Raw genomic sequence first — 24,020 nt, 5'->3', positions numbered from 1 at the left:
AGCCGTAGATCGGCCTCCCCGCCAATCACTGAAAGGTGAAACTATCGCCTTCTAACGATCCGATCAAGTGGCTAGAGTGTCTCGCCCGCCAACTCTGTGGAGTACCTGTGCCCGACCGCGTCTTCGACGGCAGCAAGCTGCGCGATTGCCGTGTGGTCAAGCGCCTGTCGCAGGCCGATCTGGCCGCAGGCTTGAACGTCAAGACGAACGCCGTCTACCGCTGGGAGAACCAGCTGGCCACGCCGCCGCAGGAGCGCTTGCCGGCGATCGCTGCAATGGTCGGGGCCGAACTCGACGAGCTCTTCCCGCGGCTGGAGCCACCCAACCTCGCCGATCTGCGCTGCGACGCCGGCATGAGACAGTCGGACACCACGCGCTACACCAACACCGCGTCGCCGATGCCGATCCGCGCAGCCGAACAGGGAAAGCGAGCACTGTCCGATGAGGCGGTGACGGCGCTGGCAGCGGCCTACAACGTCACCCGCGCAGAACTGCTGGCCGCACAGAGGCGATCGTTCGGCCACGACGTACCGGCCGTGAAGCCGGTGAAGAAGACGTCGTCGACACAGGTCGTCAACACTGTTGCCGAGAAAATCAAGTACCTGCAGACGGAGATCCACGATGGGGCTGTGCCCTCGGACGCGGATCTCGCTTCGTCCGGCAACCGTAAGAGTGGCCGGTCTCTCCTGACGGAGGACCTGGTCAGGGACTTGCGTGTGGGTACGCTGCCGACTGCCCCGGATGACGTTCTCGATGCCCTGGCTTTGGCTTTCGATGTCCCCCCGGTGTTCTTCCGTAGCAGCGATCCGGAGATCGACCGCTTGGTCGTCTCGGCGCGCGCCGTGCGCAGCCAGTTCACGGTCATGGCCGCGCGCGGCGGAGAGAGGGAGATTTCACAGGAAGCGCGGGATCAGCTCCGGGACTTCATCAGCGACACCATGGCGGAGATCCTCGGCTCCGATGCGGATGACGTGCCTTAGCAGTCGCCCCCACCGTCGGCATCTCCTAGCCCATCACCTCAAGGTGGGCTGTACTGCCGTCCGTGAGCGCGCCGAGCGCCGCGTTCCACAGGGGCCTGCGTGACGGCGGGATCTCGTCCGGAGAGATCTCGCCGGGTGCACTGAAGCGGAATGCTGTGAGCTCGCTTTGCTGCAGCACAATCGCTTCCTGCTGCTCGGTGGTGAGCGTTCCGCCGTCAAACACCCAGTAGATGTGCGCACCGTCCGCAGTGTGCACGTAGGCGGAGAGCAGGAGGCGCCCGGGCGTCTGGTCGATGCCCAGTTCCTCCTTGAGCTCACGCGTACATGCCTGTCTGGGCGTCTCTCCCTCGTCGACTCCGCCGCCTGGCAGGTTCCAGCCGTTCTTATATCCGGGCTTGACGATGAGGTACTCGCCATCGCCATTGGTCAGGACGGCCGCAGCCGACATGGTCGGTTGAGCGGGGCTGGCGTTCACCAGTGGCTCCTTGCGTCTGGAGATCAAGCAAAGTTGGCAGTGGTCGTCGCCAGCAGAGCGCGGGCTTCGGAGTTGCGGATGCGGCTGTACGCGGCTGCCACAGCCCGCAAGTGTGGCACTTCGTGCCGTGGGTCGGTGCCAGGGTCGAAGGGATACGGTGCCGGAGCGGCTGGCTTGCTGGGAGTCGCAGGGCCCCCGCACAGCAGGGCAGCGCGGATCCACAGTGCCTCAGCCTGGATCTCAGTGTCCTGGAGGTCATTCGGCATGCTCTGCGCATGGTTGCGGGCGCGCTCGGCAAGGTCTGTTGGGGCTCGTCGCTGCAGTTCGAAGATCGCGTCACGGATGTCGACCGTGTAACGGTTGACACGCACGAGCAAGGAAGCGTCAGGGCTCGCGAACACGTCGCGGAAGGTATCGAGGGCCTGGCCGACGAACGACAGACGCGCGAACAACTGGCTTGGCCTGTAGCGGACGACGTCAGGTGCGGCCATCGCCAACTCCCTCCAAAGCCAGTGCAGCGAGAGGAGGCTGCGAGCCGCCCGGTACCGCTCGGAGCCCGCTCGGCTGACGGGTGCGATGGCGCCGATTCCCCAGAGTAGCGAGAACAGGTAGAGCAGGGAGTCAGTGAGTGTCTCCTGGGCCTGGCTGGTGCCGTCAGACACCGTCGTGACAGTGATCGCCACGACGAAGGCGGTGCGCAGCAGCACGTACAGCACAGCCAGGACCATCGCACAGGACATGAGGAGCATACCGATACGGACCGACCGAACAGGGGTCACTCGGGCAGCGCCGCCCCACTGGACGGCGCAGACCGCGGCGGCTGCACCCATGTAGAGATAGAACAAACCCATGTAGATCGGCAGACCCAGATCTCCCTCGTGGCGCTCCAGGAAGAACAGGGTACTGGTGTCCGGCGGGTTCAGCAGGAAGATGAAGGTGGCCGCCATGACGGCGATCGTGCCGACCGAGGCGCGCGTGGCGATCCGGTGGACGACGGCGGATATGCGCGCGCTACGCCGCACACCTACGGCACGGTCGGCGTCCGCGTAGACCGCAGTGACATAGCGCAGCAGCACACAGATCCCGACGATCGCCGTGGCGTGCTTGACCAGGAAGCCGAGATCGAGGACGCCTGTCGAGTCCAGGAGATCGTTGGCCGTCGATGTCCGGCACAACCAACTCACCACAAGCGCGGCGAATGCACCCCACAGTGAGCGCTCGCGACGGCGCCCGCTCCAGGCGGACTTGGCTCTCAGGAGGGCCTGGATGAGGAGAAGGCCTGCGATCGCGTAGGCGAAAGCATCGGTCACGGTCATGGCTTCCTTACAGGGGGGTATCGCTGCTGAACGGGAAGGCGAAGTCTTCGGCGAGGCGTCGGGCTACGGAGTCCTCGATGAGGTTGGAGTTGATGGCTCGCTGACTGATGAGGGCGGCCGCGTCCTCGGTGCGCTTCTCGATCGCGGTGTCGTAGCGGCGCCGTCCGGCGGCTTGGCCAGCGGCTACCAGTTGCTCGACTCGCGCCGGTGTGAGGTTTCGCAGGGCCTCGTCGGTGCCGACGACGCCGATAGCATCCTCTGCCCAGACGTGGACGAGCTCGTGCACTTTGATCTGGCGCTCGTGCGAGGGCGAACCGCCCTGGAGATGAAGGATCAGATCGAGCGGCCGGGTGTCGTGCTTGATCCAGAGGCCGCAGAAGCCGGTGAGGTTAGCGAGGTGGACCGGCATCGGCTTCAGGACGATGCGCCGACCACGGGCCTGCTCGATATTCGCAACAAACCGATCGAGATTGAAGGGCCTCGGGATCGGCATAGAGGCCACCAGACGCTCGGTCTCATGCCGCAGAAGGCGCCGTTTGCGCCGGGCTCGCAACTGGTCGAACGCGCCGTTCATGAGGTCTAAGCCGGGATATCTCCCCCTTGTTCGCTTCATTACTCAGGTCTCCCCTCGGCCTCATGCCCGAAAGGAAACAGAGCGTGCAGCCAGTAGCCCGTCCAGACAGCGGTCAGCGGCAGCGAAACGAACGTCTTCAAAGAGCCCCCAAAGGGAACCATGGAAGGTGGCAGCCACGCTAATAGCGAGAAATGTGCGGCAAAGCCCAATGTGGCACCAGGTGGCACCATAGCAAGGTTTCGGTGTCTTCCAGAAGTTAACCCAATGGACACCCTCGCGATGGTTGATGGATAGAAAGGGTGACGCTTTGAGTTCTTCCGGGTGACGCTTCCCGTCGTCCGATAATGACATATCTGTAGTCCCCCATGCCGATCATGAGAAATGCAATGGTGCGAGATGTGCTCGTGAGGCACTAGCACTTCACCTCCACTGGTGGCCGGCCGCTGGTCGCGAATCTCATGGGCGGTTAACTAGGTGATCGCAGCCGACCCAATCACTGTCTGAACGCCAGCGCGCACCTTGGCAACAAGTTTGGCGAAAATCCACCTCTATCGATGGCGCGTTCGAAATGTTCTGTCGCTGCGCTCTCGGGTCTTCAAGGTTGAGCGGTGCGCGGGCGCGCCGGGTCCCCGGCAGGTACGGCGCGGGAGTGTGACACTCCGCGCCGAAGTGTCCGCGAGGGACACCCCTGCCGACAGGCACCGGGCAGAAGACTGCGCCGCCCAAGTTCGACGACCGCGTTATCGGCATCACCAACGTGCCCGTCGTCGAGTGCTGCGGGGAACTGGCGGAATACGGACTCGCGGAGCACGGCTAGCCGCCGGTGCGCTGGTGGAGGCAACCGGCTTGGGCGGTCAGGTCGCCCGGCTCGTGCGCGCTCGGTACCGGCGATGACCACCCGCCAACCATTGCCGTCAAACAGGACGTCCAGGTGTATCGGAAGCAGCCGGCGGCGTCAGGGCCGGGGCGAGGGAGGTGGGGCTGCTGATGTCGGCGGAGGTGAACGTCGCCGGGATCTTGTTGCAGGGGTAGTCCAGGACGTCGGACACTGCCGTGCCGAACTGGCCCGTGCGGAGGCGGTGGACCTCGTCGATGAGTACGAGGCCGGTCCGGGCGGCTGCCGTTGCATCGCTTACCCGGGCCACCAGGTCGGCGGTCGTGGGCGAGCCGTGCAACGGAGCGCTGAGGGAGCGGGCCAGTTCGACGAGGAACTGGCGCGGTGAGGCGGCGGGCGGGAGCCGCACGTAGAGCACCGGCAAGTGCAGGGGAGTCGTAGGTACGCCCAGCGAGCCGCAGCCCCGAGCGGCCGACCACTCTGTGAGAGACGTTGAGCAGTGCTTGGAACTCTGGCGGGGTCAGCGGCGCGGGGGTCCATCCCGCCGCAGGGTCAGCGACTCATGACGGCTGCGGGGGTACTCGCCTCTATCGAGCCCATGACCGGCGGCAGTTCGGTGTCTGGCCAGATACGGGCCACCCAGTCATCGAGGGGGCCTGGAACAGCACGCCTTCTTGTTCGAGCAGTCTGCGACGCTGGTCGAGCACGGTGGGATGCCCGATGTGATATGTCGCCGATGCCGAGGCCAGACTGCGGGCGATGGAAACCGAGTCGTGAGCTCCGTACCTGGGGCGTCGCACTGGCGCCCTCGCGTATCCGGGAGTCGCGTATTCCTCGGGTTCTGGCGGCTCGTGGTCACCTTGAGTGGTCACCCGGGGCGTAGCGACGCCACGTTCCTCCGGCTTCTTCGGCGATCCGGGTGGTGTGGTCGTCGTTGTAGCCAAGCATCCGGGCGATCACCGGAGCAGGGGCCTGGAGGACGAGCTGACGGATCGCCGCTGTGCGTCCTGGCCGGGTCGGGAAGCCCAGTTGACGGAGCCGAGGCGCCATGGCTTCCGGGGTCATGGGTTGTCCGGCCCGGCGGCCGGGGAAGAGCCATCGGGCGTCGGGGTTGGTCGCGGTTTTGGTGTTCGGCCGCTGGTCCAGGTAGTCCAGCAGCATCCCGTCGAACGGAGCGGGAACAGGCGAAGGTGGATCGCCGAGACGGACGAGAACTGTGCCGTCCTCGTGGTGGACGTCGTCCCTGCTGAGCCTGGCGATCCGCGTAAGCGGCTGGGCGTAGAGAAGGACAAGGACGGCGGCCACGCGGTCCTGAAGTGGGATGTCGTCGCCGTCCACGAGTTGTCGCAACAGCGCGAGCCGTCGGTGCTGGGTGATCGGCGCGGGATTCGCAGTCGAGCGGTGCGGGATGGCGACGTTCCGGGTGCGCTTGGACTACATGGCCCAGCGGAGGAAGGAATGGGTGAGGCTCCGGGCGGTGTAGCCGCCTGCGTACCAGGTGTCGACATCGGCCTGGGTGCAGTCGGCGAGTACGCGTCCGCGCTGGGTGAGGTAGTTGAGGAAGGCGATCGCGAGGTCGAATTCATTGCGGGCCTGCCGGGTCTGGCTGCTGGTGAGCGGGCCGCGGCAGGCCAGGGCGCGAAGACGGCGCTGAAGGTGCCACGTGGCGAAGAGCTCCAACAGCTTGCGGTGCTCGGGCTCGCTGACGGCCGACAGTTTCTCGTCGAGCCATCGCTGGAACAGCACAGGTGCCGGTCGGCCGGCGGCAGGACGCCGCACTGGATGAGCAGGTCACGTAGGTAGGCAACCGACCTCCAGGGCGCGAGTTGGCTCAGCCCCTCGTGGGTGAGGGCGACTTGGCCGAGGGCCAGGGCTTGCAGGTTGTGCTGGACGTGGGGCTGCTTGGCCCAGGTCAGACCGCCCCAGGGGCGTTTCATCTGCCGGAGCGTGTCGAATAGAGGGAGGAGTTCGGGCCGGATGCGGCCGGTGCCGTCGTCGAAGAGTTCTCGAAGGCGCTCGGCCAGGACGCATCGGCCGCAGACCCCGCGGCGGTAGCGTCGTGCTTCCTGGCCGCAGTATTCGCAGGTGAAGTTGCCCAGGCCGCCGGCGCTTGCGGTGCAGAGCTTGCCGCCGTCCGGTGCGAGGCCCGGGGTGAGCCGATCGACGCCGCAGCCGGTGCAGGTTCCGTAGGTCTCCAGGGCACGGCCGAAGCAGCGTCCGCAGAGGTAGCCCTCGGGCCAGTGGTTTGCCCCAAGTCGCACCGCTCGGCGGCATCGTGCGCAGAACAGGTCCTCGGCGCGGATGCGGGTGCGGCTCATCCTTCGGGCCGGATGCGGGCGCGTTTGGGCCGGACGGCCGACAGGTCGACGACTGCGTCGCCGGTGGCGACCATGCGGACGGCGGTGTTCTCCGCCTTGGTGGCGATCAGATCGGTTGGGGTGCAGTCGAAGATGTTGCAGAGCGCGGCCAGCACCGGCAGGGACAGCCGCTCAGGAGTGCCGGTGACCAGGCGGTGGACTTGGGAGAGGGAGAGGTTGATGCCGCGTTCGGCGAGCGGTGGTGCGAGCTCGCTGGTGGTGAACATCCCGACGGCGGCCATCTTCTCGCGCAATCGCCACTGGTAGCTGACCTGGCGTTTCATCAGGCCCTCCTCGCGGGCTTGAGTGCGGCCTCGACAGTGGCGTCCAGAGCTCGACGCAGGGTGCGGGTGCGGAAGTCGGAGGACACACAGGTGTAAATGGAGGTGGTGGAGGCGTGGTCATGGCCGACTTGCTGCTGGACAAACAGCGCGTCCCAGCCATCCTCGATCAGGTGGGTGACGTACGACCTTCGCAGCGAGTGGAAATCCAGGACCGGGTCCAGGCCGAGGTCGTCGCGGTAGGTGGCGAAGCGGGAGTCCAGACGTTGCAGTCCAACCCGTCGACCGCGTTCGGACTGCCAGAGGGCGGGTCCGTCCGCGTGCCGCATTGCAGGCCGCACCTCACTGATCCACTGATCGAGGATCTCGCCGACCACTCCCACACGGTAAGCACGCTGCGGCGCTTCGGAGGTGAGCCCTTCTTCGCCTTGCCGTGGCGGACGTAGCAGACGCCGTACTCGCCGAACTCCGCCCCCTCGGGGTTGCGGCCGAAGTCAGCCGTGTCCAGCATGCGCGTCTCGTTGCGCCGCAGCCCGTAGGCGTACGCAGTCTTGAAGAGCATTGCGTCGCGGAAAGCAGGCAACCAGCCCTTTCGGCCGCGTCCGTGGACCCGGCTCACCTCGTCGTCGGCGTGGTCGAAGAACGCCTGTAACTCGTCCCGGGTGAAGGCCCGCTTCGGAGCCTCGGCCTCGCACTCCTGCATGTGTACGGCGGTACCCGGCGTCGGTGCAGGTGGGCTTGGAGACGGCGAGGTGGCTGGGCCGACAGCCACTGCCGCACCCGCACAGCAGGACCTGATCGGCCAGTTGGAGGCACTGGCCGACAGGGTGCCGGTGTGGCGGCTTCACGGCTACCTTGCCGGAAGCTAATCGCGCGGCACTTCCTCGACCACTGTCTCCCCGAAGCGCCACGATCCCCGGTTTCCTGAGGCCTCCGCACGCAGGCCCACTTCCCAGGCGATACGAGCGGCCCGGTGATGCGAGAGGCCGGGGTAGTCCTCGGGGTGCACCTTGATGTATCCGCGGCGATCGGCGGGATAGGTGCTCAGTGCCTCACGGAGTCGCTGCTCCTGTTCCTGTTCCTGTTCCTGTTCCTGTTCCTGTTGTGGGGTGGCGTCACGGGTGATGGACTTGTATGTCTTCCGTACACCGGTGGAGGGCCCTTCGGAATCCCTGCGCTTGGCCGTCGCCGGGCCCCGCCAGGTCATCCACCCGACGGAGCCGAGTGCGGCTAGGGCGAATGCGGACGCTCCGAGGAGTTCGCCGGTGGCATCGGCCTGGCCCGGGGCCTGCGGGGCGAGCTCGCCCTCGGGGTCCTCGATGACAGCGACGGTCTGGCCGACTTTGTAGAGGTCGGATGCTGTCGTCATCTCGGGCCCGGGTACCCGGGAGCCGTCCTGGCGCTGCAGCGTGTAGTGGTAATCGCGGTTCTTGCGTCCTTGACCCGGGTCGCGCCGCTCCTTCGTGATCGTCGCCGTGACCTCAACGCCCCGCTGCTGGAGGGTGATGTCCTCACGGGCCATACCCGCGACCCCCACAGACATCACGGAGGTGCCCACGATGAACAGCGCCGCATACGTACTTGCCTCGCCTCCGGCACCCAGCCTACGGATCAACCAGATGAGAAGCGCGCCGTGCGCGATCCACAGCGGGACCTGGATTCCGAGGCCGAAGTCCCCAGCAACGAGGTACATCCCGACGAGCACGGCGAGTACGTAACAAGCCACGGCGATCGCTGAGAGGGCTCGGGAACGCATCGCCGGCTCTCCCTTCGTGTGCTGCGTGCGCTGTTTCTCGGCACTCACGCCTCGATGTCCTTCTCGGTCGATGGCTCCTTGTCGGCCGATCCACTGTCGGTGGGTTCCTCCGTCGAGACCGACTTCATGATGCCGCTGAGCAGATCGAGGTACTCGTTCCAGTGCTCTCTGTCTTCGGTCATGAAGAGGAACAATGCCGAGCCAGGGCCGGTACTCAGCGGCACGCAGAACTGGACATGCCGGATCGTCGTGGGGGTGAGGTCGTCGAGTCCGAACAGTACTCCGGGCAGTTGCAGCTCTTGGTCGCGGATGCAGAGAGCGGATGGGCCGTACGGCAGCATGATCAGGGCGACCTCGGCGTCCGGGTACTGTTCGCGCCATTGCAAGGCCGTGCGCTTGGCCGAGCCCTGCCTGTCCTGCTCCTGCGGGCCGACGTCCGCTCTTTCGATGAGTACGGACAGTGTGCCCTGGGACAGTTCGCCGTCGGGCATGCGCAGGAGGCAGGCCGACACGTGCTCGGCGCCCGCCGCTATAGCGGTCTGCAGTGCGTACTCACCGGAGATGACGAGGCTGAACTTCTGCAGGGGCGTGGCGGCACCGGCGAAGAGCGGGTCGACCGCCGCGGCCATCCGCAGTGCGCGCTCGCCGGGGTCTTCTGCCAGGTCGAACTGTCGGAAGCCGGGGGGCAGTTCGAACCAGAGGTCGGGAACATCCCTGGCTCCTGGGCCTGCTGCGGCAAGGGTGGTCACGTGTCCAGGGGCAGTGGCCGCCATCAGTCCGTCAGCTCCCATGCACCCAGACCTATCGCACTGCCGATGGCGACGGCTCCGCCGAACTTGCCGCCGCCGGTTCCTGTGGCGATGTTCGCTACGCCGGTGCCCCAGGTCGCGGCGTCGTACTTGCCCTTGCTCGTCTCGTAGGCGTTGATCGCGGTGGGTGCCGTCCAGGCGAGCTGGGCGGCGGCCTGGACACCTTCGGTGGCGGTCAGCGCCGCGCCCCGGGGGACACCGAGCTTCGCGGCAGCGGCCATGACGGGCTTGTCGATTGCCTTGGCTACCGGGTCCGCCGCCTTCATCACGTTCTTCGCCGTGGTACCCACCGTCTTGATGCCGACCTTGGCGCCGGCGGCGACGCCACCTGCCCCACGTCCTGCCTTGAGGCCGGCCATGACTCCCGCCTTTGCCGCGCCGACGCCAGGCACCATACCGAGAGCGTCACCGCCGAGCGTGAGCCAGTTGCCGATCCGCTCACCGGTCGGTGGCCACAGGCCGTCCACGCCGTACGCCGACGCGTGCGCAACGAAAGCCAGGGCGCTCAGGCCGATGGCCAGCGGTGCAAGCACGGGACAGAAGATGGCGATGACGCCGATGACCGAGGCTGCCACGGTGATCCAGTCCGCGTGGCTCTGGATCCATTCACCGACGTCGTCGAGTACGTCCCCCAGCTTGCCCGGCAGGTCCGCCAGGGCCTCTCCGAGGCTCTCCAACGCGTCCCCGAGCTTTTCCCACATACCCGGCTCATTCGGAGCGATGTCCATGGCAGCTTTGAGGCGGTCGGCTATGGCCTCGCCGTGCTCCTGATAACTCTTCTTCAGCCTGCGGGCCTTGCGGCGGATTTCTTCCAGTTCGAGATCCGCGGAGTTCACTGCCCGGTTGGCCTCCAGGACTTTCTTCTCATGCTCCTTAGTCGCCTTTCCGTCGCCGCCCGCCTCGCCCTTGTCTGAGCCCTTTTTATCGTCGGAGCGGTTGAGCTTGTCGGCATCTTCGTGAGCATCGCTCAGCCGTTTGCTGACCACGGCCGCTTCGGCCTCCAGGTCTGCGGCGTCTTTCTGCTTCTGCTTCATGTAGTCGGCCCAGTCGGTCAGGGCGGAGGCTGCCTCGCGGAACGAGTCGCGCGCTTCGTCCATCTTCGGACGGAACTCGTCGTCGAACTTCTGCCTGAAGCCCTCAGCTGCCTTTCCCTTCCAGTCACCGACTCCGGTCCCGTGCAGGACGTGGCAAATCTCGGCGAGCGCCTTCGCGGTCTTTCCGACCTTACCGGCCACGTCATCCGCCACGGCGTGATCGCCTGGGCACGGCACAAATCCCAGAGCCGGGAACTCCTCAAGCAGCGCTTCAGCCATGACTACTTGCCACTCCCCTTGCCGCCACCCTTTTTAGCTGCCTCAGCGAGCTCGTCGTCCAGCTTTTCAAAGGATTCTTTGATTTTGAGAAGCGCCTCCGAAGCCTTGCCGGAGAACTTCGTCAACTGCTTGATCCCGTACGACCATTCGTCACCGAAGTCATCCATGCGTTTGGCGAGTGCCGGAACGCCCATTGCATCGCCGCTGACCTTCTCCATGTCCCGGCCCGGTTGCTTCATCATGTGGGCGATGTGGTCCAGGTTGCCCCTCACCCGGTTCAGCACGGCGTAATCGACCGACAGATCACTCACAACGCCCTCCCCCGTTTGCCTCTGCATGCGTTCAAGCCGCCATCGTTGGCTGCGCGCCCCCGAAAGGCTGCAAAACCTAACGAATGCCGTCACGTGGTCCTCGTGAAGGCGTCACGTCAGCGATTCCGCCTAACGGGCGTGCAACCGCCGCCCCAGTCAGGCAAGGGCCTGCTGGCTTCGCCCGCGCGAATCCGGGCGCCTCTCACGACACATGTACAACGACAACATCCTGTAGATCGAAAATATCATCCCTCAATCTCTTGTCCAGGGGCGTTAACGCGTGCCATGCGCACCCGGCCGGAGCCTCGTCGGCCGGGGCAGCCACACTGCGTAGGTGGCCCCGCGGGCTGCCGCGTCCTCAGCCGCGCGTATGCGTTTCCCGACTCGGTCTGCCTGGCGGTCTGACCTCGCGGCGGCTAGCGCTCGACCGAGGCCGGCGGCAACAGGTGCGGATGTCCGGTCCTCGGCACGAGCCCTTTCGGCAACGAGAGGTGGGGCGCTGCGCCTCAGCCCTCGCCCCCCGGTGCGATCCACCTGACATGAACCGCTCGAAACGGCGGCAGCACTGGGCACGTCGCCCGGTGCAAGCAGCGACGGTCAACAGGGCGCGAGCGGAAGGGGCAGAGAGCAGGACCTGTCGAGGGACGGCCAGAGGGTGCTGCGGGCCATCAACGGAGAACGGCGTCCCGGGCAGGGGCGGCGCGGGGTGGGGGGACCACCCTGATCGCCAAGTTCTACGAGTAGGCCGCCCCGCAGGCTGGCCCCCTTCGCGTCCTCTTGGAGCAAGTCCGCCCCCCGGGCAGAGCCTCTGCACCACGTCCCACCGGGACGCATCCGTCGCGTTCTCCCTCTCTCTCACTGCCTTGCGCCACCAAAGGGGTGGAGGGCAGTGCGCCTTTCACGGGCGTGCTGCCCGACGGCCGATGGGAGACGGCGATGGAGTGGATGGACACCGTGCGCGAGCTGGTAGCGGACCCGTTGGTTGGGACAGGCGGCGCTTGCGGCGCTGGACGGCGCGTCCGGCTGCGTCGTAGGTGTAGCGGGTGCTGCCGGCGCTCGTCAGGCGTGTTCCGCGGTAGGCGCGTGGGTCTTGGGCCTGGTTTCCTGTGTGCTGATCGGGCCAGGGGGCGTGGGTTTGGTTGCCTGCTTCGTCGTAGGCGTAGGTCTCGCTCCAGTTGGCTGCGTTGACGGTGGTGACGCACCCGGCCTGGTCCAGCGTGAAAGTGCGACGGCCGCTGTCCTGGTCGGTGATGGCGGTCAGGTGTCCGTCTTCGCGGTAGGTGAAGGTCCGCAGTCATGCAGGTTCTTCGCCAGCGACCGCACCCGGTGCGGATCACCCGGCGTCGGATCCTTCTCCAGGTCCAGGACATGCCAGTGGGTCGGCCGATGTGACACGGTGCAAATCCCCCGGTGTATCCGCCCGGCGTCATCAGGGCGCCTGTAGTGAATCGTGTGTTCAGCGGTTGATGGACTGGATCTCTTGGACGTTGATGTCCTGGGTGGTCTCAAAGGTTACGTTGGGCAGCTGTCCATGCGCGCCACCGGTGCCCTTCCAACCGATCTCCCAGGTGGCAGAGGCCTTCAGCTGGTAAGGCGCATCGCCCGTGGCGCGGAGGTAGGTGATGCCACACGGCGGGTCCTGCTTGGCGGCGCCCTTGGTGTACGGGGTGCCGATGGAGCCGTCCTCGTTGACGGGGCAGTCGCCGGAGGCAGGGAAGGTCTTCGCATCTTCGGTGCCCGGCTCCAGGTGCAGGGCTACCGGCTTCGCGGTCGTCACCGCGTACAGCGGGGTGTGGGGAAGCTCGGCGCGCACCGTAACGTCCTTGAAGACGGCCTTGTCCAACCAGATCCAGGTGGGTAGGTTCACCGTCGACTTTCCCTGCGGCTTCAGCTCGACCTTGGTGTCCGGGACGCGGATCTTGTCGTAGGCGTAGGCGGCCAGCGCCTCGGGGGTGGGTGCGTTGGGGTCGTCTACGTCTTCCCGTCCCGGGTCATGGAGTTCAACCCTGCGGGTGCTGGCGTCAGGCGCAGGCTTCGTGGAGTGGACCGCAGCTGTCCGGTCGATGCTGAGGAGCGAGGGAGCTGGAACGCCCGCGGCGTGTGGGACGGCCCCCTATCCGTCGTCGGCGGGCCGCTGACGGCCCGTCCGTGCGGTGGGCCGTCGGCGGTCGGCGCTCATGGCGGGGGCGGCGGGCTTCAGGCCTGTCCGGTCTCGACGCGGCTGATGCGGCCGTCAGGGGCGACGGTGAACCGCCAGGCGGTGCGCATCTCGCCCCACGTGTCGTTGCGATAGTCAGCAACCAGGGCCCGGCCACCGGACTGTTCGCTCACCACGTCGATGTGCCCGTGGGAGGAGAAGATCTCCCGATCGACCCAGTCGGCGAGGTCGCGCTCCGTACCGTCGTCGGACAGCGTGGCGTCCTCCGTCAGGACCGCGACGAAAGCGTCACGGTCACCTGCGTTGACTGCGCCGAGCAGTCGGCGGACCGCCGGATCGGAGAGCTGTTCGACAGCGATGGTCATGGTGGTGTGCTCCTTGACGTGGGGAAGCCGTTTCTCCTCGCCAGGAGACCACGCCGGCCCGCCGTTTCTCCGCATGCGAAACGCGTGTGGCAGGCGGCTGGTGCTGACGGGCCGGCCACCACGCCAATGACCACGGCGCCGAGGAAGCACGGGCGCAGCTCGCTGGCCTCGTCGGCGAGGAGTACCAGGTGCAGTGGCACTGCTGGTATGACGCGGCAGCCGAGCTCATGCCCGCCCCCAGGTGGCGTGCCCGAGAAGCGGGTGGTGCATGCCCGGCCAGGCGCTGCGCCTCATCGACCAGCTGGTGGCTGAACAGCCGCCTCGCGGACGTCTCGCCGTAGCGGTCGATGTGGTCGATGTGGTCGAAGACGAGGCTGTGGTCCTTCAACCCTCGCATCCGCCAGATGCGGCCTGCTCGCGGGTCAGGTCCTCGAGGACAAAGCTCCAGCTCCTGGTCGACGTCGGCGGCAGCGGCCGCGTCGGCCGCTGCTTCGGCACGGGCCCCAGCTGCACCGGCCTGCTGCTCGCGGGCCTGTGCCCACCGGTGCTCGCGGATCCACTCCTGAGCAGTGGCGTACATCCTGGTGCAGCTACTGTCCGTCCGGTCGCCGCGCGGCGACCGGTCTCGGAGGCGTGCGGCATCGCCGCGTCGACGGCGGCCGGGCCCCGGAACTGAGCGAGGCCGCCCACATGCTCCAGGAGGTCGGCCTGCCCGATGACATGCTGCGCGCGGCGCCGCGGTCTGGAACCGCTGGACGGAGGCGCAGAGTCACAGACTCTTTCCGAAACGCCTCTACCTGGGAAAACAGATGAGAGGTGTACAGATACCCGTGACCGTGTCACACGGGCCGGACGGGAACCTGGGGCAGTCAGCCCTGCTGCATCGTTTTGAGGTTCGCGGAGCTGACGAAGAGCACATGAAGACGGCCGTCGGCGCCCCCACTCAGGGACACCGGTGCCCCATCTTCGCGAAGTGCCGGTTGGACCTCTTGAGGTCCCACCAGTCGCCCATGAGGCCGCGCACCAGCTGGACCAGTTGACGAAGGCGCTCAGGGTCGGGGGCAGGCGCGGTGAACACGTCCGCGAAGGATTTGTCGCTCCATGGCAGTGTGAACACCCAGCACTCGTCGGCTTGATCCTTACGCACGACGCTGAGCCGGTAGGTCAACGTGATGCTGCGGTCCGGGTGGTAATCCGCCGTCAGGTCGATGACATTGAACCTGGTCGCGCCGTCATCGAAGGTGAACGAGCTTGCCAGGGCGCGCTCAGCCGGCGTGTAAGCCACCATCTGCACCTTTCAGCTCGTTTAGGAGTCACCCAGGTTAGTCGCCAGCACCTGGTAGCAGCGCGGCTCGTGACCTGGTGGGCGGTCCGCACGGTTTCTCAGATGTGGTGCTCGGTCAGTCCTCGCTGGGCTGTAGTGCGGAGAGCAGGACGACGCCCCAGATCATCAGGGCCGCGCCCGCGATCTGTGGTGCGAGTGACCAGCCTGTGTGCAGTCGGTCGCCGTTGAGGGCTGTGCCGAGGGCCAGGCTGGCGGCGGCTTCGCCGAGGGTGAGGGCGGGTTGTGAGGCGATCAGTGGGCCGGATTCCATCGCGTTGGTGAGCAGGAACAGGGCGCATGCGCCTGCTGCCAGGCAGCCGTAGGTCTGCCAGGTGGTGGCGAAGGCGTGGATGCCTGAGTCGGTGAGGGTGGCGATGGCGGCGTTCATGAGTGCGGCGGTGAGGGCGTAGGTGAGTGCGGATGCGGTGCCGAAGAGTGCGGCGCGTGCTTTGCCTCGGGGGCGGGTCAGGGCGGCTGCGGTGCAGATGCCTGTGCCGAGTCCTGTGGTCAGGAGTGCGGTGGTCCAGCGGAGGCCGGAGATGTGGTGGTTGCCTTCGGTGGGTGCTGCCGCGCTCAGGGCGAGGGCCAGGCCTGTGGTGGTGAGGAGGGAGGCGGTCCAGCCGCCTGGTGGCATGGGGGTGTGGGTGAAGAGTTGGGCGATGATCAGGGCGAGTGGGAGTTCGAGGACGAGGAGGGGTTGTACGAGTGAGAGTGGGCCGTAGGCCAGGGCGAGTGCTTGGAGTGCGGCTGCGGCGATGATGACGGTGATGCCTGCGAGCCAGGCGGGGTTGCGCAGCAGGTGTCGGATGAGGCGTGGGCTGAAGGCGTCTTCGGTCCGCAGGGTGCGGGCGGCCACTCGTTGCAGGACGGTGCCGGTGGCGTTGGCCTGGGCGGTCAGTACGGCGAAGAGGGTGGACAGGATGGTTGCGTCCACGGCGGCTTCTCACGGTGGGGGGCGGAGGGGTGGTGGCCGGGTGGGTGGTGCGCGGTTATGCCGGGGTGTGGTGCTGGGTCGGTGTTTCGGTGGTGGTTTGGGGGGCGGTGTGTGTCGTGTGGGCGCTGTGGGCGAGCAGCGCCAGCCAGGTGCCGACCATGAGCAGGTGGCAGCGTTGGGCGATGCCGTGCCATCCGCCGTGTCCGATCAGGGGTCCTACGGTGCACAGCGAGAAGGTGAGGGCGCTCCAGGCGACCGGTGGTCCCCAGTGGGTGAGGAGGCGGGGGTGGCCGCGTTTTTGTGCGGACCGGATGATCAGGGCCATGGAGGCGAAGAGGCAGAAGTGCACCAGGGCGCTGGTGAGGGTGTGGGCGGGGTGTACGGCGCGGCATCCGGGTTGGAGTGAGGGTGCGCATGTCATGGGCATCAGGACGTCGGCTACGGAGCAGAGGCCGAGTCCGGCCAGGGCCCACCATCCGGTGCGGGCTGTTCGGTCGGCTGCGGTGACGGCGGCGCCGGCCAGGGCTCCGGTGACGATGAGGGCGGCGCAGATCAGTTCGAGGCTGGCGAAGAGCCATCGGTGTGGGCTGTCCTGGGCATACAGCTCGCTGACGTAGGAGTGGCGTGCGTCGAGTCCTGTGGGGATGAGTGTTTCCAGGAGCCAGGCGTTGTACAGGAGTGCGGCTGCGGTCAGTGGTGCGGTTGCTGCCCAGGGGTGCCCGCGGGGTCGGCGGGGGCGGGTGGTGGGGTGACCGTGTGTCGTTGTGCTGGTCATTGGACCTTGATAGCGGGTTCTGGGCGTGGGGTGAGGGAGTAGGGCTGCTGAGTCACTCGTGTGAGGTCGGGGTGGTGTCGGTTGCTGGGTGTGGGTGGTCGGCTCGTGTTCGGGGTGGGCGGCGTGTGCGGGTGGGCGGCGTGTGCGGGTGGGCGGCGTGTGTTCCGGGTGGGTGGCGTGTGCGGGTGTGCCTTGAGTTGTGTGGGGTATCTTGCGGCGGCTGTGTGTCATGGACTGGACAGGTGCGCATCTTCGTGGTGCGCCGGGAGAAGGGTGGCGACGCCGTGAGGAGTTCCGTCTCCAGCAGGGCCGTTGGTGTGCGGCTTGCGCTCGGTGTGGTGGTGGCGTCGGTGGTGCTCTGTGCTCCGGTGAGTGCGGTTGCGGCTGCGCCGGCGGGTGCGGAGGGTGGGCCGGGCGCCCGCTCCGGGGCGCGGGACGGGGCCGGACGTGGTTGTCCCGTCGTGTATTTCGACCTGGGCGAGACCTTGGTGCACACCGCGGACGACGGCAGTACCGGTTATCTGCCGGGGGCGGCTTCGTATCTGCGGGCCCTGCGGGAGCGGCATGTCCGGGTCGGGCTGATCACCAATGTTCCCTCTTCCTGGGGTGCGAGTGATGCTGAGCGGGCTGCCCGGTTGCGGAAGGAGGTCGATGCCACGTGGCGGGGGTCGGTGCCTTTCGCGTGGCGGGACTTCGGTGATCGGGTCTTTACTCCTCGTACGGAGGCGGAGCGCAAGCCGGCTGCGGTGCTGTGGCAGCGCGCCAAGGCCGGGGCGGGGCGCTGCCGGGTGGTCTATCAGGCGGAGACGGCCGGGGAGGTCGAGGTGGCGGGGTCGCTGGGGTATGTGCCGTATCAGGTCGGCCGGCCTCACCGGCCCGCGTATCTGCCGGTTTGGTGGATCGAACTCCTCGGCCGCCGGGGCCGTTGACGTAGGGGCGGGCGGGTGTCCGTGTCGGCGGGTGCCCGGCCCGCGGTCAGCCGGTCCGTGTCGCGTCGGTCTCCTGTGTCTGCTCCCCCGTCCGCTCCCCCGTGTGGTCGCCCCGGGCGGCTGCGGATGCCTTGTGGCGTTTCATCACGCCGGTGTGCAGGAGCAGTTGGAAGGCGGTGAGCAGGAGTGCCGTGGCGATGGCGCTGTGCCAGAGCAGGGTGTCGAGGTGTCCGGCGGAGAGGTAGGCGCCCGCGGCGACGGCGGCCAGGGCGCAGATCGCGCGGTCCACGATGCTTTCGATGGAGAGCAGGGTGGCGCGGGGGGCGTGGGCGGGGATGGCGTCGTTGATCAGTTTGCGCTGGATGGGGTAGGCGAAGCCGGTTGCGGCGGCGAACAGGCAGAGCAGGGCGATGACGGTCCAGGGGCCGCCGAGGGTCATGGCCGCCAGGGTGGCCGCGAGGGCGAGGCTGAGGAGGGTGACCCAGGTGACGGGGGTGAGGCGGCGGGTCAGCCATCGGGGGCGGGCCGAGGCGATTGCTTCGGCCACTGTCATGGCGGCCAGTACTCCGCCGTGTGAGGTTTCCGCGATGCCGTGGTCCAGGAGGATCGGCTGGAAGAGGTTGACCTGGCAGATGCGGGAGAGCGTGAAGAGTGCCACGCCCTGCATCATCAGCAGGGCCAGCCAGGGTGAGGAGGCGACGCAGCGCAGTGCGGAGCCCGCGTCCCGCAGGAAGGTGCCGCTCTGGCGTCCGGCGGCGGTGGTGCTCTGGCCTGCTGTCGGTGGGGTGGCTGGGTGGGGGGTGAGGCGGGGCAGTGCGGCGGCGCAGGCCAGGGAGCCTGCCGCGCTGAGGGCGCTGAGCAGGTAGGGGGCCGGGTGGGCCAGTGACATGAGGGGGCCGACCAGGGGCCAGCAGAGGACTTTCGCCGCCAGGCCCAGGGCGCGTGCGGTGCCTTCCGCTGTGAGGTAGTGCTCGCCGCAGTTCTCCTCGCGCAGTCCGTCGTAGAGGTAGGCGCTTGCCGCGCCGGAGGTCAGGGAGCGGCCTGCGGCGATGGCGAGGAAGTGCAGGAGGAAGCCGGTGTAGGAGGCGCTGAGGACGGGGGCGAGGTTGGCGGCTGTCATGACGACTGCGCCGGCGCGCAGGCAGTTGCGGGTGCCGATGCGGTCGGCGATGAGTCCGGTGGGGATTTCGAAGAGGCAGAAGGCGATGTAGTAGATGCTCTGGATGCCGAAGATCTGGGCGTCGCTCAGTCCGGCTGTTTTCTGGTAGGCGTAGAAGACCGGCATCCACCACAGCAGGTTGAACAGGAGCTGGAAGCCGTAGTTGAGCCGGATGATGCGGCGTGCGGTGTGGGTCAGGTGGGGTGTGCCCGGTTTGTGGGCGGGGTGCGGTCGCCCGGGGCGGGGGGTCACAGGGCGTAGGGGCGGATCTGGACCAGCCGGAAGTCGCCCTGTTCGGTCATGAGCCATTCGATGTCCAGGGGCGTGTCGACGTCTGTGCCGCCGCCTGGTGCCGTGCTGAAGTGGGATTGCAGGAGTCGTCCGGTCAGGCAGAGGTCGGCCAGGCGGGCGCGGGTGGTGGCGGGCAGGGGCTTGTCCCAGGAGCCCAGGGCGACGGTGCGGCCGCCGCCTTCGACGGTGTTGTAGAGGTATTGCTGGGGCAGTACGGAGCCGTCGACGATGTCTTCGGGTGAGCCGGGTGTGCAGTTGAGGTAGACGTTGCGGAAGTCTTCGCGGCGGGTGGGGTTGCAGGTCACCAGGACGCCGCCGAGGGTGGCGGGGACGTACTCCTGGATGATCACGCCCATGTAGGTGTCGTCCAGGGAGATGCCGACCTGGTGGCGCAGTCGGACGCTGCGGGGGGAGAGCAGGGAGGCCCATACCTGGCGTACGGCGTCAAGGAGTTGGCTGGTGGAGTGGACGGTGGTGACGGAGTCGTAGACGCCGGCCGCGGAGAAGCCGGGGAGGTCTTCGGCGTTGGAGGAGGAGCGCACCACCAGGCGTTTGTGGGGGGTGGGGAAGGCCTGGGTGATCTGGCGGGTGACGGTGTCGGGCAGGGGGGTGTGGCGGATGAGGTGCTGGAGTTGCAGGCAGAGCGAGTCCAGGACGTCGCCGGCGTCGAGTTCGAGGGCCATTTTGAGTTTGCCGATGGCTTGCTGGAGGGGTGGGCTGGAGGTGAGGAAGTGCTGCTGGAGGGCGAAGGGCAGGGCGACGCCTTGGGGGGCGCCGGTGGTGGTGGCGGTGAAGTGGGCTGCGGCGGCGCGTAGTTCGTGGGGTGTGGGGGTGGTCAGGCCCAGGCGTTGGGCGAGGTGGTGGTAGAGGTTGTCGCGTGGGGGGCGGGGGCGGGCGTAGTAGGCGGTGAGGTCGGCGCTGCGGCTGTCCAGGACGTGGTGGAGTTCGCCGAGGTTGGCTGCTTTGGTGCCGTAGCGGTCCCGGTCGGTGCTGCGCAGGCGGTGCAGGGCCAGGACGGGGGTGTCTTCGAGCAGGGGTGGCTGCAGGCGTATGCGCTGCTGGTGCCAGGAGGGGGGTTGCAGGGTGGGTTCGTCATCCAGGCGGTGCAGGGTGATGCCGTCTTCGCGTACCTGGTAGTGGACCCATTGGTTGTTGAGGTCGTGCTGGGTGAGGAGGGGTTGCAGGTCCAGGACGATGGCGTTGGGGATGCCCCAGCCGGTGGCGAGGACGTTGGTGTGGGAGAGGGGGGTGATGGGGGCGGTGTTGAGGAAGCCGGCGACGCGGGGGATGTCGTCGGGCAGGCAGGGCATGGCGACGATGTCGGCCCAGCCGAGTTGTGCTTCGGCGGCGGTGTACTCCTCGTGGGTGGCGAAGTAGCGCAGGCGGCCGGTGGCTTCGCCGGGGTTGAGGGGGGTGCGGGTGCGGGAGCCGAAGAGTTCGTGGCTGAGGATGCGGGGCACGCGCAGTTCGCTGATGGTGGCGAGGGCTTCTTCTTGGCTGTGGTTGGCGGGTTTGAGCAGCAGGGGCAGCCGGCTGTCGACGCGGGCGCGGGTGAACTCGTAGAAGATTTCAAGGAGTTCGCCGTGCATGGTGTCGGCTTCGGTGGTCTCCAGGACGAGGAAGGTGCGTTCGCGGCCTTCGGTGTCGGGGTCGGTGTGCAGGGAGAGGACGCCGAGGAGGAAGCGGCGGTGGGGGTCGGTGTAGACGGAGGCGTTGAAGGTGTCGAGGTCGGCGTCGAGTTCGGTCAGTTGCATGCCCAGGATGCGGGTGGCGATGTAGTTGACGTGGAAGGGGTGGGCGGTGGTGTCCAGGAGGTGCCAGGTGTTTTCGGTGCGGTCGACGACGACTTTGAGGTAGGGGTGGCCGGCCAGGACGCCGGAGAGGGTGCGGAACAGGGGCAGGGAGAGGTTTTCGCCGATGACGGTGCGGTCGGTGGCCGGCTGGGGGGTGTTGGTGAGGAGCGGGGTGGTCATCGGGCGGCCTCCTCGGGCTGGGCGGTGGGCAGGGTGTGGGGCAGGGCGTCGATGAGGGTTTCGAAGTCGCTGAGGACCGTGTGCGGGTCGGTGGCCGAGAGCAGGCACAGGGCGGCCATGGTGTTGGCGCCGGCGGCCGGGTCGTAGAGCGGGATGAGGCTGCCGTCGTCCAGGGAGCTCTCCGCGACCACGGAGAGGCGGCTGCCGGGGCTGAGCGGCACGGTGGCGGTGAGGGTGGGGAAGTCCCAGATCTTGCGGTCGGGCCAGGGCCGGCCCTGGCTGTCGACGGCGAGGACGACCAGGGAGCCGGCGGCGCCGTTGGCCTGTGCGGGGGTGAGGGCCTGTGCGGGCCAGTGGACGGGGCGGCCCAGGAGGTGGTCGATGAGCATGGCGATGAGGTCGAGTCCGAAGACTTCCTCGACCTGGGGGACGGTCATCGCGCCGCCGAAGCGGGCGGCGGTCTCGATGAGCCACATCTGTCCGTGCGCGCCGAGTTTGATCTCGGTGTGGGTTCCGCAGTGGCGCAGGCCCAGGGCGTCGACGGAGCGGCGGGCCAGGTCGACGATCCGTTCCTGGGCGGCGTGGGGCAGCAGGGCGGGGGTGATGCCGGCGCGTTCGGTGAAGGGTTCGACGGTGGGCATCCGGCCGCTGAGGCAGACGGGGTGGAAGACGCCGTCCGCCACGACGCCTTCGACGCTGACGTAGTCGCCCCAGCCGGGTTCCTCGAACCAGTCGGCGGCGGTGCCGGTCACGATCTGTTCGACGACGAAGTCGGCGTCGGCTTCGGCGACATGGAGTTCGGCGTAGCCCAGCTGGGCGGATTCGGCCATGACTTCGCGCGAGCGGTGCCAGGCTGCGGGTACGTCGTGTGGGGTGCGGATGATCTGGTGTGCGGTGGAGCCCGCGCTCCAGGCCGCTTTGAGGAGCAGCGGGAAGGGCAGGTGGGCGGCTGCGTCGTGCAGGTCGGCGAGGGTGGCGACGGGGCGGAACTGGGGCTGGGGCAGGCCGTGGCGGTGCCAGGTGTGCCGCATCAGGCGTTTGTCGCGGGCGAGTGCGGCGGCGTTGCCCGCGCCGGGCAGGCCCAGGGTCTGGCATGCCTGGGCGACGGCCACCACCGCGTATTCGGAGAAGGTGAGCACCGCGCCGGCGCCGACGGCCCGGGCCTGCGAGACGATCAGGGACACCAGGTCGCCGCGTTCGGCGCGGGTGGGTGTGGTCACCGAGGCGCACAGGGTGTGGGCGGTGTCCGCCACGGCGGGGGGAAGGGCGCTGAGCGCCAGCAGGTGCACTTGTGCTCTCGCGGCCGCCCGGGACAGGACGTGGCCGAGCGGCGGGCCGCCTTTTGCGTGCACTATCAGCACCTTGCTCACTGAAGTTCGTCTCCATTCGTTCAGTTGACGGTTGTCCCCCGTGGGGGCCGGTGCCGCGCGCCGGGTACGGCGGGGGGGGGCACCGGGGTGTAGGTGGCGGGGTGTGTTCACCCGCACACTCAAGGGGACCAGGCGGCAGGGGTGTGCCGTGGCGGCGCGGGCGTCTGGCGTTCAGGCAAATGCCTGAGTCGCGGGGCGTGTTGGGCCGGTTCTCCTGGTGGGCTGGTGCCACTTCGGCCGAGAAACCGAGCATGCGGGAGATCGGGGCGGGATACGCATCGCGTGGTGACCGTGCGTCAACGGGCCGTATACGGACGGAGAAACCGCTGTGGATGATTCCAGTCTCAAGGCGCTGCTCGAGCAGCTTCCGGTGTTCTGGTGGGAGGTCGACCAGCCGTGGCAGGTGCTGGAGAGGGGCGGCGGCGCGTTCGCCGACACCGGGACGGCGCAGCGTTTTCTGGAGCGGATGCACCAGGAGTGCGCGGAGGCGGGGCGTCCGCCGCAGCAGGGCCACTGGCAGGCCCGCTTCGACGGGCGCACCTTCGAGGTGAGCTGGCCTGTGGACGGGGGCCGGGCCCGCAGCCGTACGCGGGGCCTTGCCGTGGAGGTCGGGGACAGCCCCGAAGTGCCGCGCCGGTACGCCGCCTTCGCCGATCTCGTCGATCTGGCGCCGGCCGCCGCGTTCATCCGGGACCGGGAGGGCCGCTACCTGTGGGCCAATCACGCCTACGCGCACCTGTACGGGACCACGGTGGGCGAGCTCACCGGCAAGCGCATCGAGGACTTCGACGCTCCCGCCGAGGCCGTCCGCTTCCGCGCCCTGGACCAGGAGGTCCTGACCCGGGGCAGGCCGGTGCGCCACACGGTGGGCTACCGGCGTCCGGACGGCAGTGCCGGGCACGCGGTCGGGCACCGTTTTCCCGTGCGGGAGAACGCGCAGAGCTGTGTCGCCGGGATCTACGTGGACATCACCGACCACTTGCGTGCCAGGGTCCAGCGCCAGGAGGCGGAGGAGAGCCTGCAGGCGCTGCGCGATCACAGCGGGCTGCCCTGTGCGCTGCTGTCGGCCGGTGGGCGGGTGGTGCAGGCGAGCGCGGCGGCGGCCGAGCTGTTCCATCTCAGCCTGCCCGACCTGGTGGGGCGCCGGGCGCACACCCTGCTCGCCCCCTCCCCCGGCCTGGAGGGGCTGCAGCGCCGGTGGAAGGGGCTGATAGCGCGCCGCACCAGACGGGTGGAGACGTCCGCGGTGCTCGTCGACGCCCAGGGGCTGCAGTGCCGTGCGCAGCTGAACCTGACGACGGTGGGGCCCGGCGCGGCCCGGGCCCGGCATGTGTGGGCCGTGGTCACCCAGCGGGGCCTGGCCCATGAGGCGCATCCCTCGCTGACCCCCGCGCAGGTCCGTATCCTCTCCCTCCTGGCGCAGGGCAGCAGCAACAGTGACATCGCCGCCTCGCTGAAGCTGTCGCGGCAGACGGTCGACTACCACCTCAGCCGGCTGCGGCAGCTGCTGGGCGCCGCCAGTCGCCCCGCGCTCGTCGCCCGGGCCTACGTCCTTGGCATCCTGGCCCCCCGCGCCTGGCCCCCGCGCTCGGCCACGGCGGCCCACCCGCTCAGCGCCGTCTGAGAGCCTGTCTTTGAACCCCCGTCGTCCGCGCGAAGCGGGGGCGCAGCGGCGTTCGGTGCGTGCGATCGGTGTGCGGAGTTCGAGGTCATGTGGCGGAGCCACCTGTCCTGG

22 protein-coding genes and 2 pseudogenes are annotated in these 24,020 nt (G+C 68.0%); 4 read left to right on the top strand and 20 right to left on the bottom strand.

Features of this window, described 5'->3' with window-relative positions:
• Positions 1-107: 107 nt before the first annotated feature.
• Positions 108-980 carry a helix-turn-helix domain-containing protein gene (locus tag ACFVYR_RS20475; protein ID WP_384250934.1) on the top strand — a complete coding sequence of 291 codons (873 nt, stop codon included), beginning with the start codon at positions 108-110 and terminating at the stop codon, positions 978-980.
• Between the two features lie 25 nt (positions 981-1,005).
• Here ACFVYR_RS20475 and ACFVYR_RS20470 read toward each other — a convergent pair whose 3' ends face one another.
• The 14 genes and pseudogenes from ACFVYR_RS20470 to ACFVYR_RS20405 all read right to left on the bottom strand — a co-directional run bounded on the left by ACFVYR_RS20470 (position 1,006) and on the right by ACFVYR_RS20405 (position 13,530).
• Positions 1,006-1,455 (bottom strand): NUDIX domain-containing protein, encoded by a 450-nt coding sequence (locus ACFVYR_RS20470; RefSeq protein WP_384250931.1) that lies wholly within the window; start codon positions 1,453-1,455, stop codon positions 1,006-1,008.
• 23 nt (positions 1,456-1,478) lie between these two features.
• Positions 1,479-2,771, bottom strand: a complete 1,293-nt coding sequence (locus ACFVYR_RS20465; protein ID WP_384250928.1) for an MAB_1171c family putative transporter — start codon at positions 2,769-2,771, stop codon at positions 1,479-1,481.
• Positions 2,772-2,778: 7 nt separating this feature from the next.
• Positions 2,779-3,345, bottom strand: coding sequence for a hypothetical protein (locus tag ACFVYR_RS20460; RefSeq protein ID WP_384250925.1), 567 nt, complete (start codon positions 3,343-3,345; stop codon positions 2,779-2,781).
• 914 nt (positions 3,346-4,259) lie between these two features.
• A pseudogene (locus tag ACFVYR_RS20455) lies at positions 4,260-4,634 on the bottom strand (ATP-binding protein); the annotation flags it as partial.
• A gap of 401 nt (positions 4,635-5,035) precedes the next feature.
• Positions 5,036-5,518: a hypothetical protein gene (locus ACFVYR_RS20450; protein ID WP_384250923.1), complete on the bottom strand. Its 483-nt coding sequence runs from the start codon at positions 5,516-5,518 to the stop codon at positions 5,036-5,038.
• A 96-nt stretch (positions 5,519-5,614) separates the two neighbouring features.
• Entirely contained in the window at positions 5,615-5,926 is a 312-nt protein-coding gene (locus ACFVYR_RS20445; RefSeq protein ID WP_384250920.1) for a hypothetical protein, read from the bottom strand.
• Positions 5,927-6,494: 568 nt separating this feature from the next.
• On the bottom strand, positions 6,495-6,821 hold the full coding sequence (locus ACFVYR_RS20440) for a helix-turn-helix domain-containing protein (RefSeq protein ID WP_384250918.1): 327 nt from the start codon (positions 6,819-6,821) through the stop codon (positions 6,495-6,497).
• Positions 6,821-7,195, bottom strand: a complete 375-nt coding sequence (locus ACFVYR_RS20435) for a tyrosine-type recombinase/integrase (RefSeq protein WP_384250916.1) — start codon at positions 7,193-7,195, stop codon at positions 6,821-6,823. The genes ACFVYR_RS20440 and ACFVYR_RS20435 overlap by 1 nt, the downstream gene beginning before the upstream one ends.
• 488 nt (positions 7,196-7,683) lie before the next feature.
• Positions 7,684-8,622: a hypothetical protein gene (locus ACFVYR_RS20430; RefSeq protein ID WP_384250913.1), complete on the bottom strand. Its 939-nt coding sequence runs from the start codon at positions 8,620-8,622 to the stop codon at positions 7,684-7,686.
• Entirely contained in the window at positions 8,619-9,323 is a 705-nt protein-coding gene (locus ACFVYR_RS20425; RefSeq protein ID WP_384250911.1) for a hypothetical protein, read from the bottom strand. Before ACFVYR_RS20425 ends, ACFVYR_RS20430 begins: the two co-directional genes overlap by 4 nt.
• Before the next feature lie 23 nt (positions 9,324-9,346).
• Positions 9,347-10,696 (bottom strand): putative T7SS-secreted protein, encoded by a 1,350-nt coding sequence (locus ACFVYR_RS20420; RefSeq protein ID WP_384250908.1) that lies wholly within the window; start codon positions 10,694-10,696, stop codon positions 9,347-9,349.
• A gap of 2 nt (positions 10,697-10,698) precedes the next feature.
• Positions 10,699-11,007 carry a hypothetical protein gene (locus tag ACFVYR_RS20415; RefSeq protein ID WP_384250905.1) on the bottom strand — a complete coding sequence of 103 codons (309 nt, stop codon included), beginning with the start codon at positions 11,005-11,007 and terminating at the stop codon, positions 10,699-10,701.
• A gap of 1,456 nt (positions 11,008-12,463) precedes the next feature.
• Positions 12,464-12,973 (bottom strand): annotated as a pseudogene (locus ACFVYR_RS20410) (hypothetical protein); the annotation flags it as partial.
• 230 nt (positions 12,974-13,203) lie between these two features.
• Positions 13,204-13,530, bottom strand: coding sequence for a nuclear transport factor 2 family protein (locus ACFVYR_RS20405; protein ID WP_384250903.1), 327 nt, complete (start codon positions 13,528-13,530; stop codon positions 13,204-13,206).
• Positions 13,531-13,798: 268 nt separating this feature from the next.
• Here ACFVYR_RS20405 and ACFVYR_RS20400 point away from each other — a divergent pair, with 268 nt between their 5' ends.
• Positions 13,799-14,206 carry a hypothetical protein gene (locus ACFVYR_RS20400; RefSeq protein ID WP_384250901.1) on the top strand — a complete coding sequence of 136 codons (408 nt, stop codon included), beginning with the start codon at positions 13,799-13,801 and terminating at the stop codon, positions 14,204-14,206.
• Positions 14,207-14,473: 267 nt separating this feature from the next.
• Here ACFVYR_RS20400 and ACFVYR_RS20395 read toward each other — a convergent pair whose 3' ends face one another.
• The 3 genes from ACFVYR_RS20395 to ACFVYR_RS20385 form a co-directional block, all read right to left on the bottom strand.
• Positions 14,474-14,818: a hypothetical protein gene (locus tag ACFVYR_RS20395; RefSeq protein WP_384250898.1), complete on the bottom strand. Its 345-nt coding sequence runs from the start codon at positions 14,816-14,818 to the stop codon at positions 14,474-14,476.
• A 112-nt stretch (positions 14,819-14,930) separates the two neighbouring features.
• Complete coding sequence (locus ACFVYR_RS20390) at positions 14,931-15,788, bottom strand: DMT family transporter (RefSeq protein ID WP_384250896.1); 858 nt, start codon at positions 15,786-15,788, stop codon at positions 14,931-14,933.
• Between the two features lie 55 nt (positions 15,789-15,843).
• Positions 15,844-16,563 carry a DUF998 domain-containing protein gene (locus tag ACFVYR_RS20385; RefSeq protein WP_384250893.1) on the bottom strand — a complete coding sequence of 240 codons (720 nt, stop codon included), beginning with the start codon at positions 16,561-16,563 and terminating at the stop codon, positions 15,844-15,846.
• Positions 16,564-16,805: 242 nt separating this feature from the next.
• Between ACFVYR_RS20385 and ACFVYR_RS20380 the strand changes: the two genes are divergently transcribed.
• The gene (locus tag ACFVYR_RS20380) at positions 16,806-17,492 is read left to right on the top strand and encodes a hypothetical protein (protein ID WP_384250891.1); all 687 of its coding nucleotides are present in this window, start codon (positions 16,806-16,808) and stop codon (positions 17,490-17,492) included.
• Between the two features lie 46 nt (positions 17,493-17,538).
• Here ACFVYR_RS20380 and ACFVYR_RS20375 read toward each other — a convergent pair whose 3' ends face one another.
• The 3 genes from ACFVYR_RS20375 to ACFVYR_RS20365 are packed head-to-tail and all read right to left on the bottom strand — an operon-like array spanning position 17,539 to position 22,285.
• Positions 17,539-18,903, bottom strand: a complete 1,365-nt coding sequence (locus ACFVYR_RS20375) for an MFS transporter (RefSeq protein ID WP_384250889.1) — start codon at positions 18,901-18,903, stop codon at positions 17,539-17,541.
• Positions 18,900-20,915 (bottom strand): PEP/pyruvate-binding domain-containing protein, encoded by a 2,016-nt coding sequence (locus tag ACFVYR_RS20370; protein WP_384250886.1) that lies wholly within the window; start codon positions 20,913-20,915, stop codon positions 18,900-18,902. Before ACFVYR_RS20370 ends, ACFVYR_RS20375 begins: the two co-directional genes overlap by 4 nt.
• Positions 20,912-22,285: an acetyl-CoA carboxylase biotin carboxylase subunit family protein gene (locus ACFVYR_RS20365; RefSeq protein WP_384250884.1), complete on the bottom strand. Its 1,374-nt coding sequence runs from the start codon at positions 22,283-22,285 to the stop codon at positions 20,912-20,914. Before ACFVYR_RS20365 ends, ACFVYR_RS20370 begins: the two co-directional genes overlap by 4 nt.
• 328 nt (positions 22,286-22,613) lie before the next feature.
• On the opposite strand from ACFVYR_RS20365, the gene ACFVYR_RS20360 reads away from it, so the two are divergent.
• The gene (locus ACFVYR_RS20360; protein WP_384250881.1) at positions 22,614-23,909 is read left to right on the top strand and encodes a PAS domain S-box protein; all 1,296 of its coding nucleotides are present in this window, start codon (positions 22,614-22,616) and stop codon (positions 23,907-23,909) included.
• Positions 23,910-24,020: the final 111 nt, after the last annotated feature.

Source organism: Streptomyces sp. NPDC058284 (assembly GCF_042881135.1).
Taxonomy (GTDB): domain Bacteria; phylum Actinomycetota; class Actinomycetes; order Streptomycetales; family Streptomycetaceae; genus Streptomyces.
Note: the sequence above shows the minus strand (reverse complement) of the source record. Positions and strands in the feature narration are given on the sequence as shown.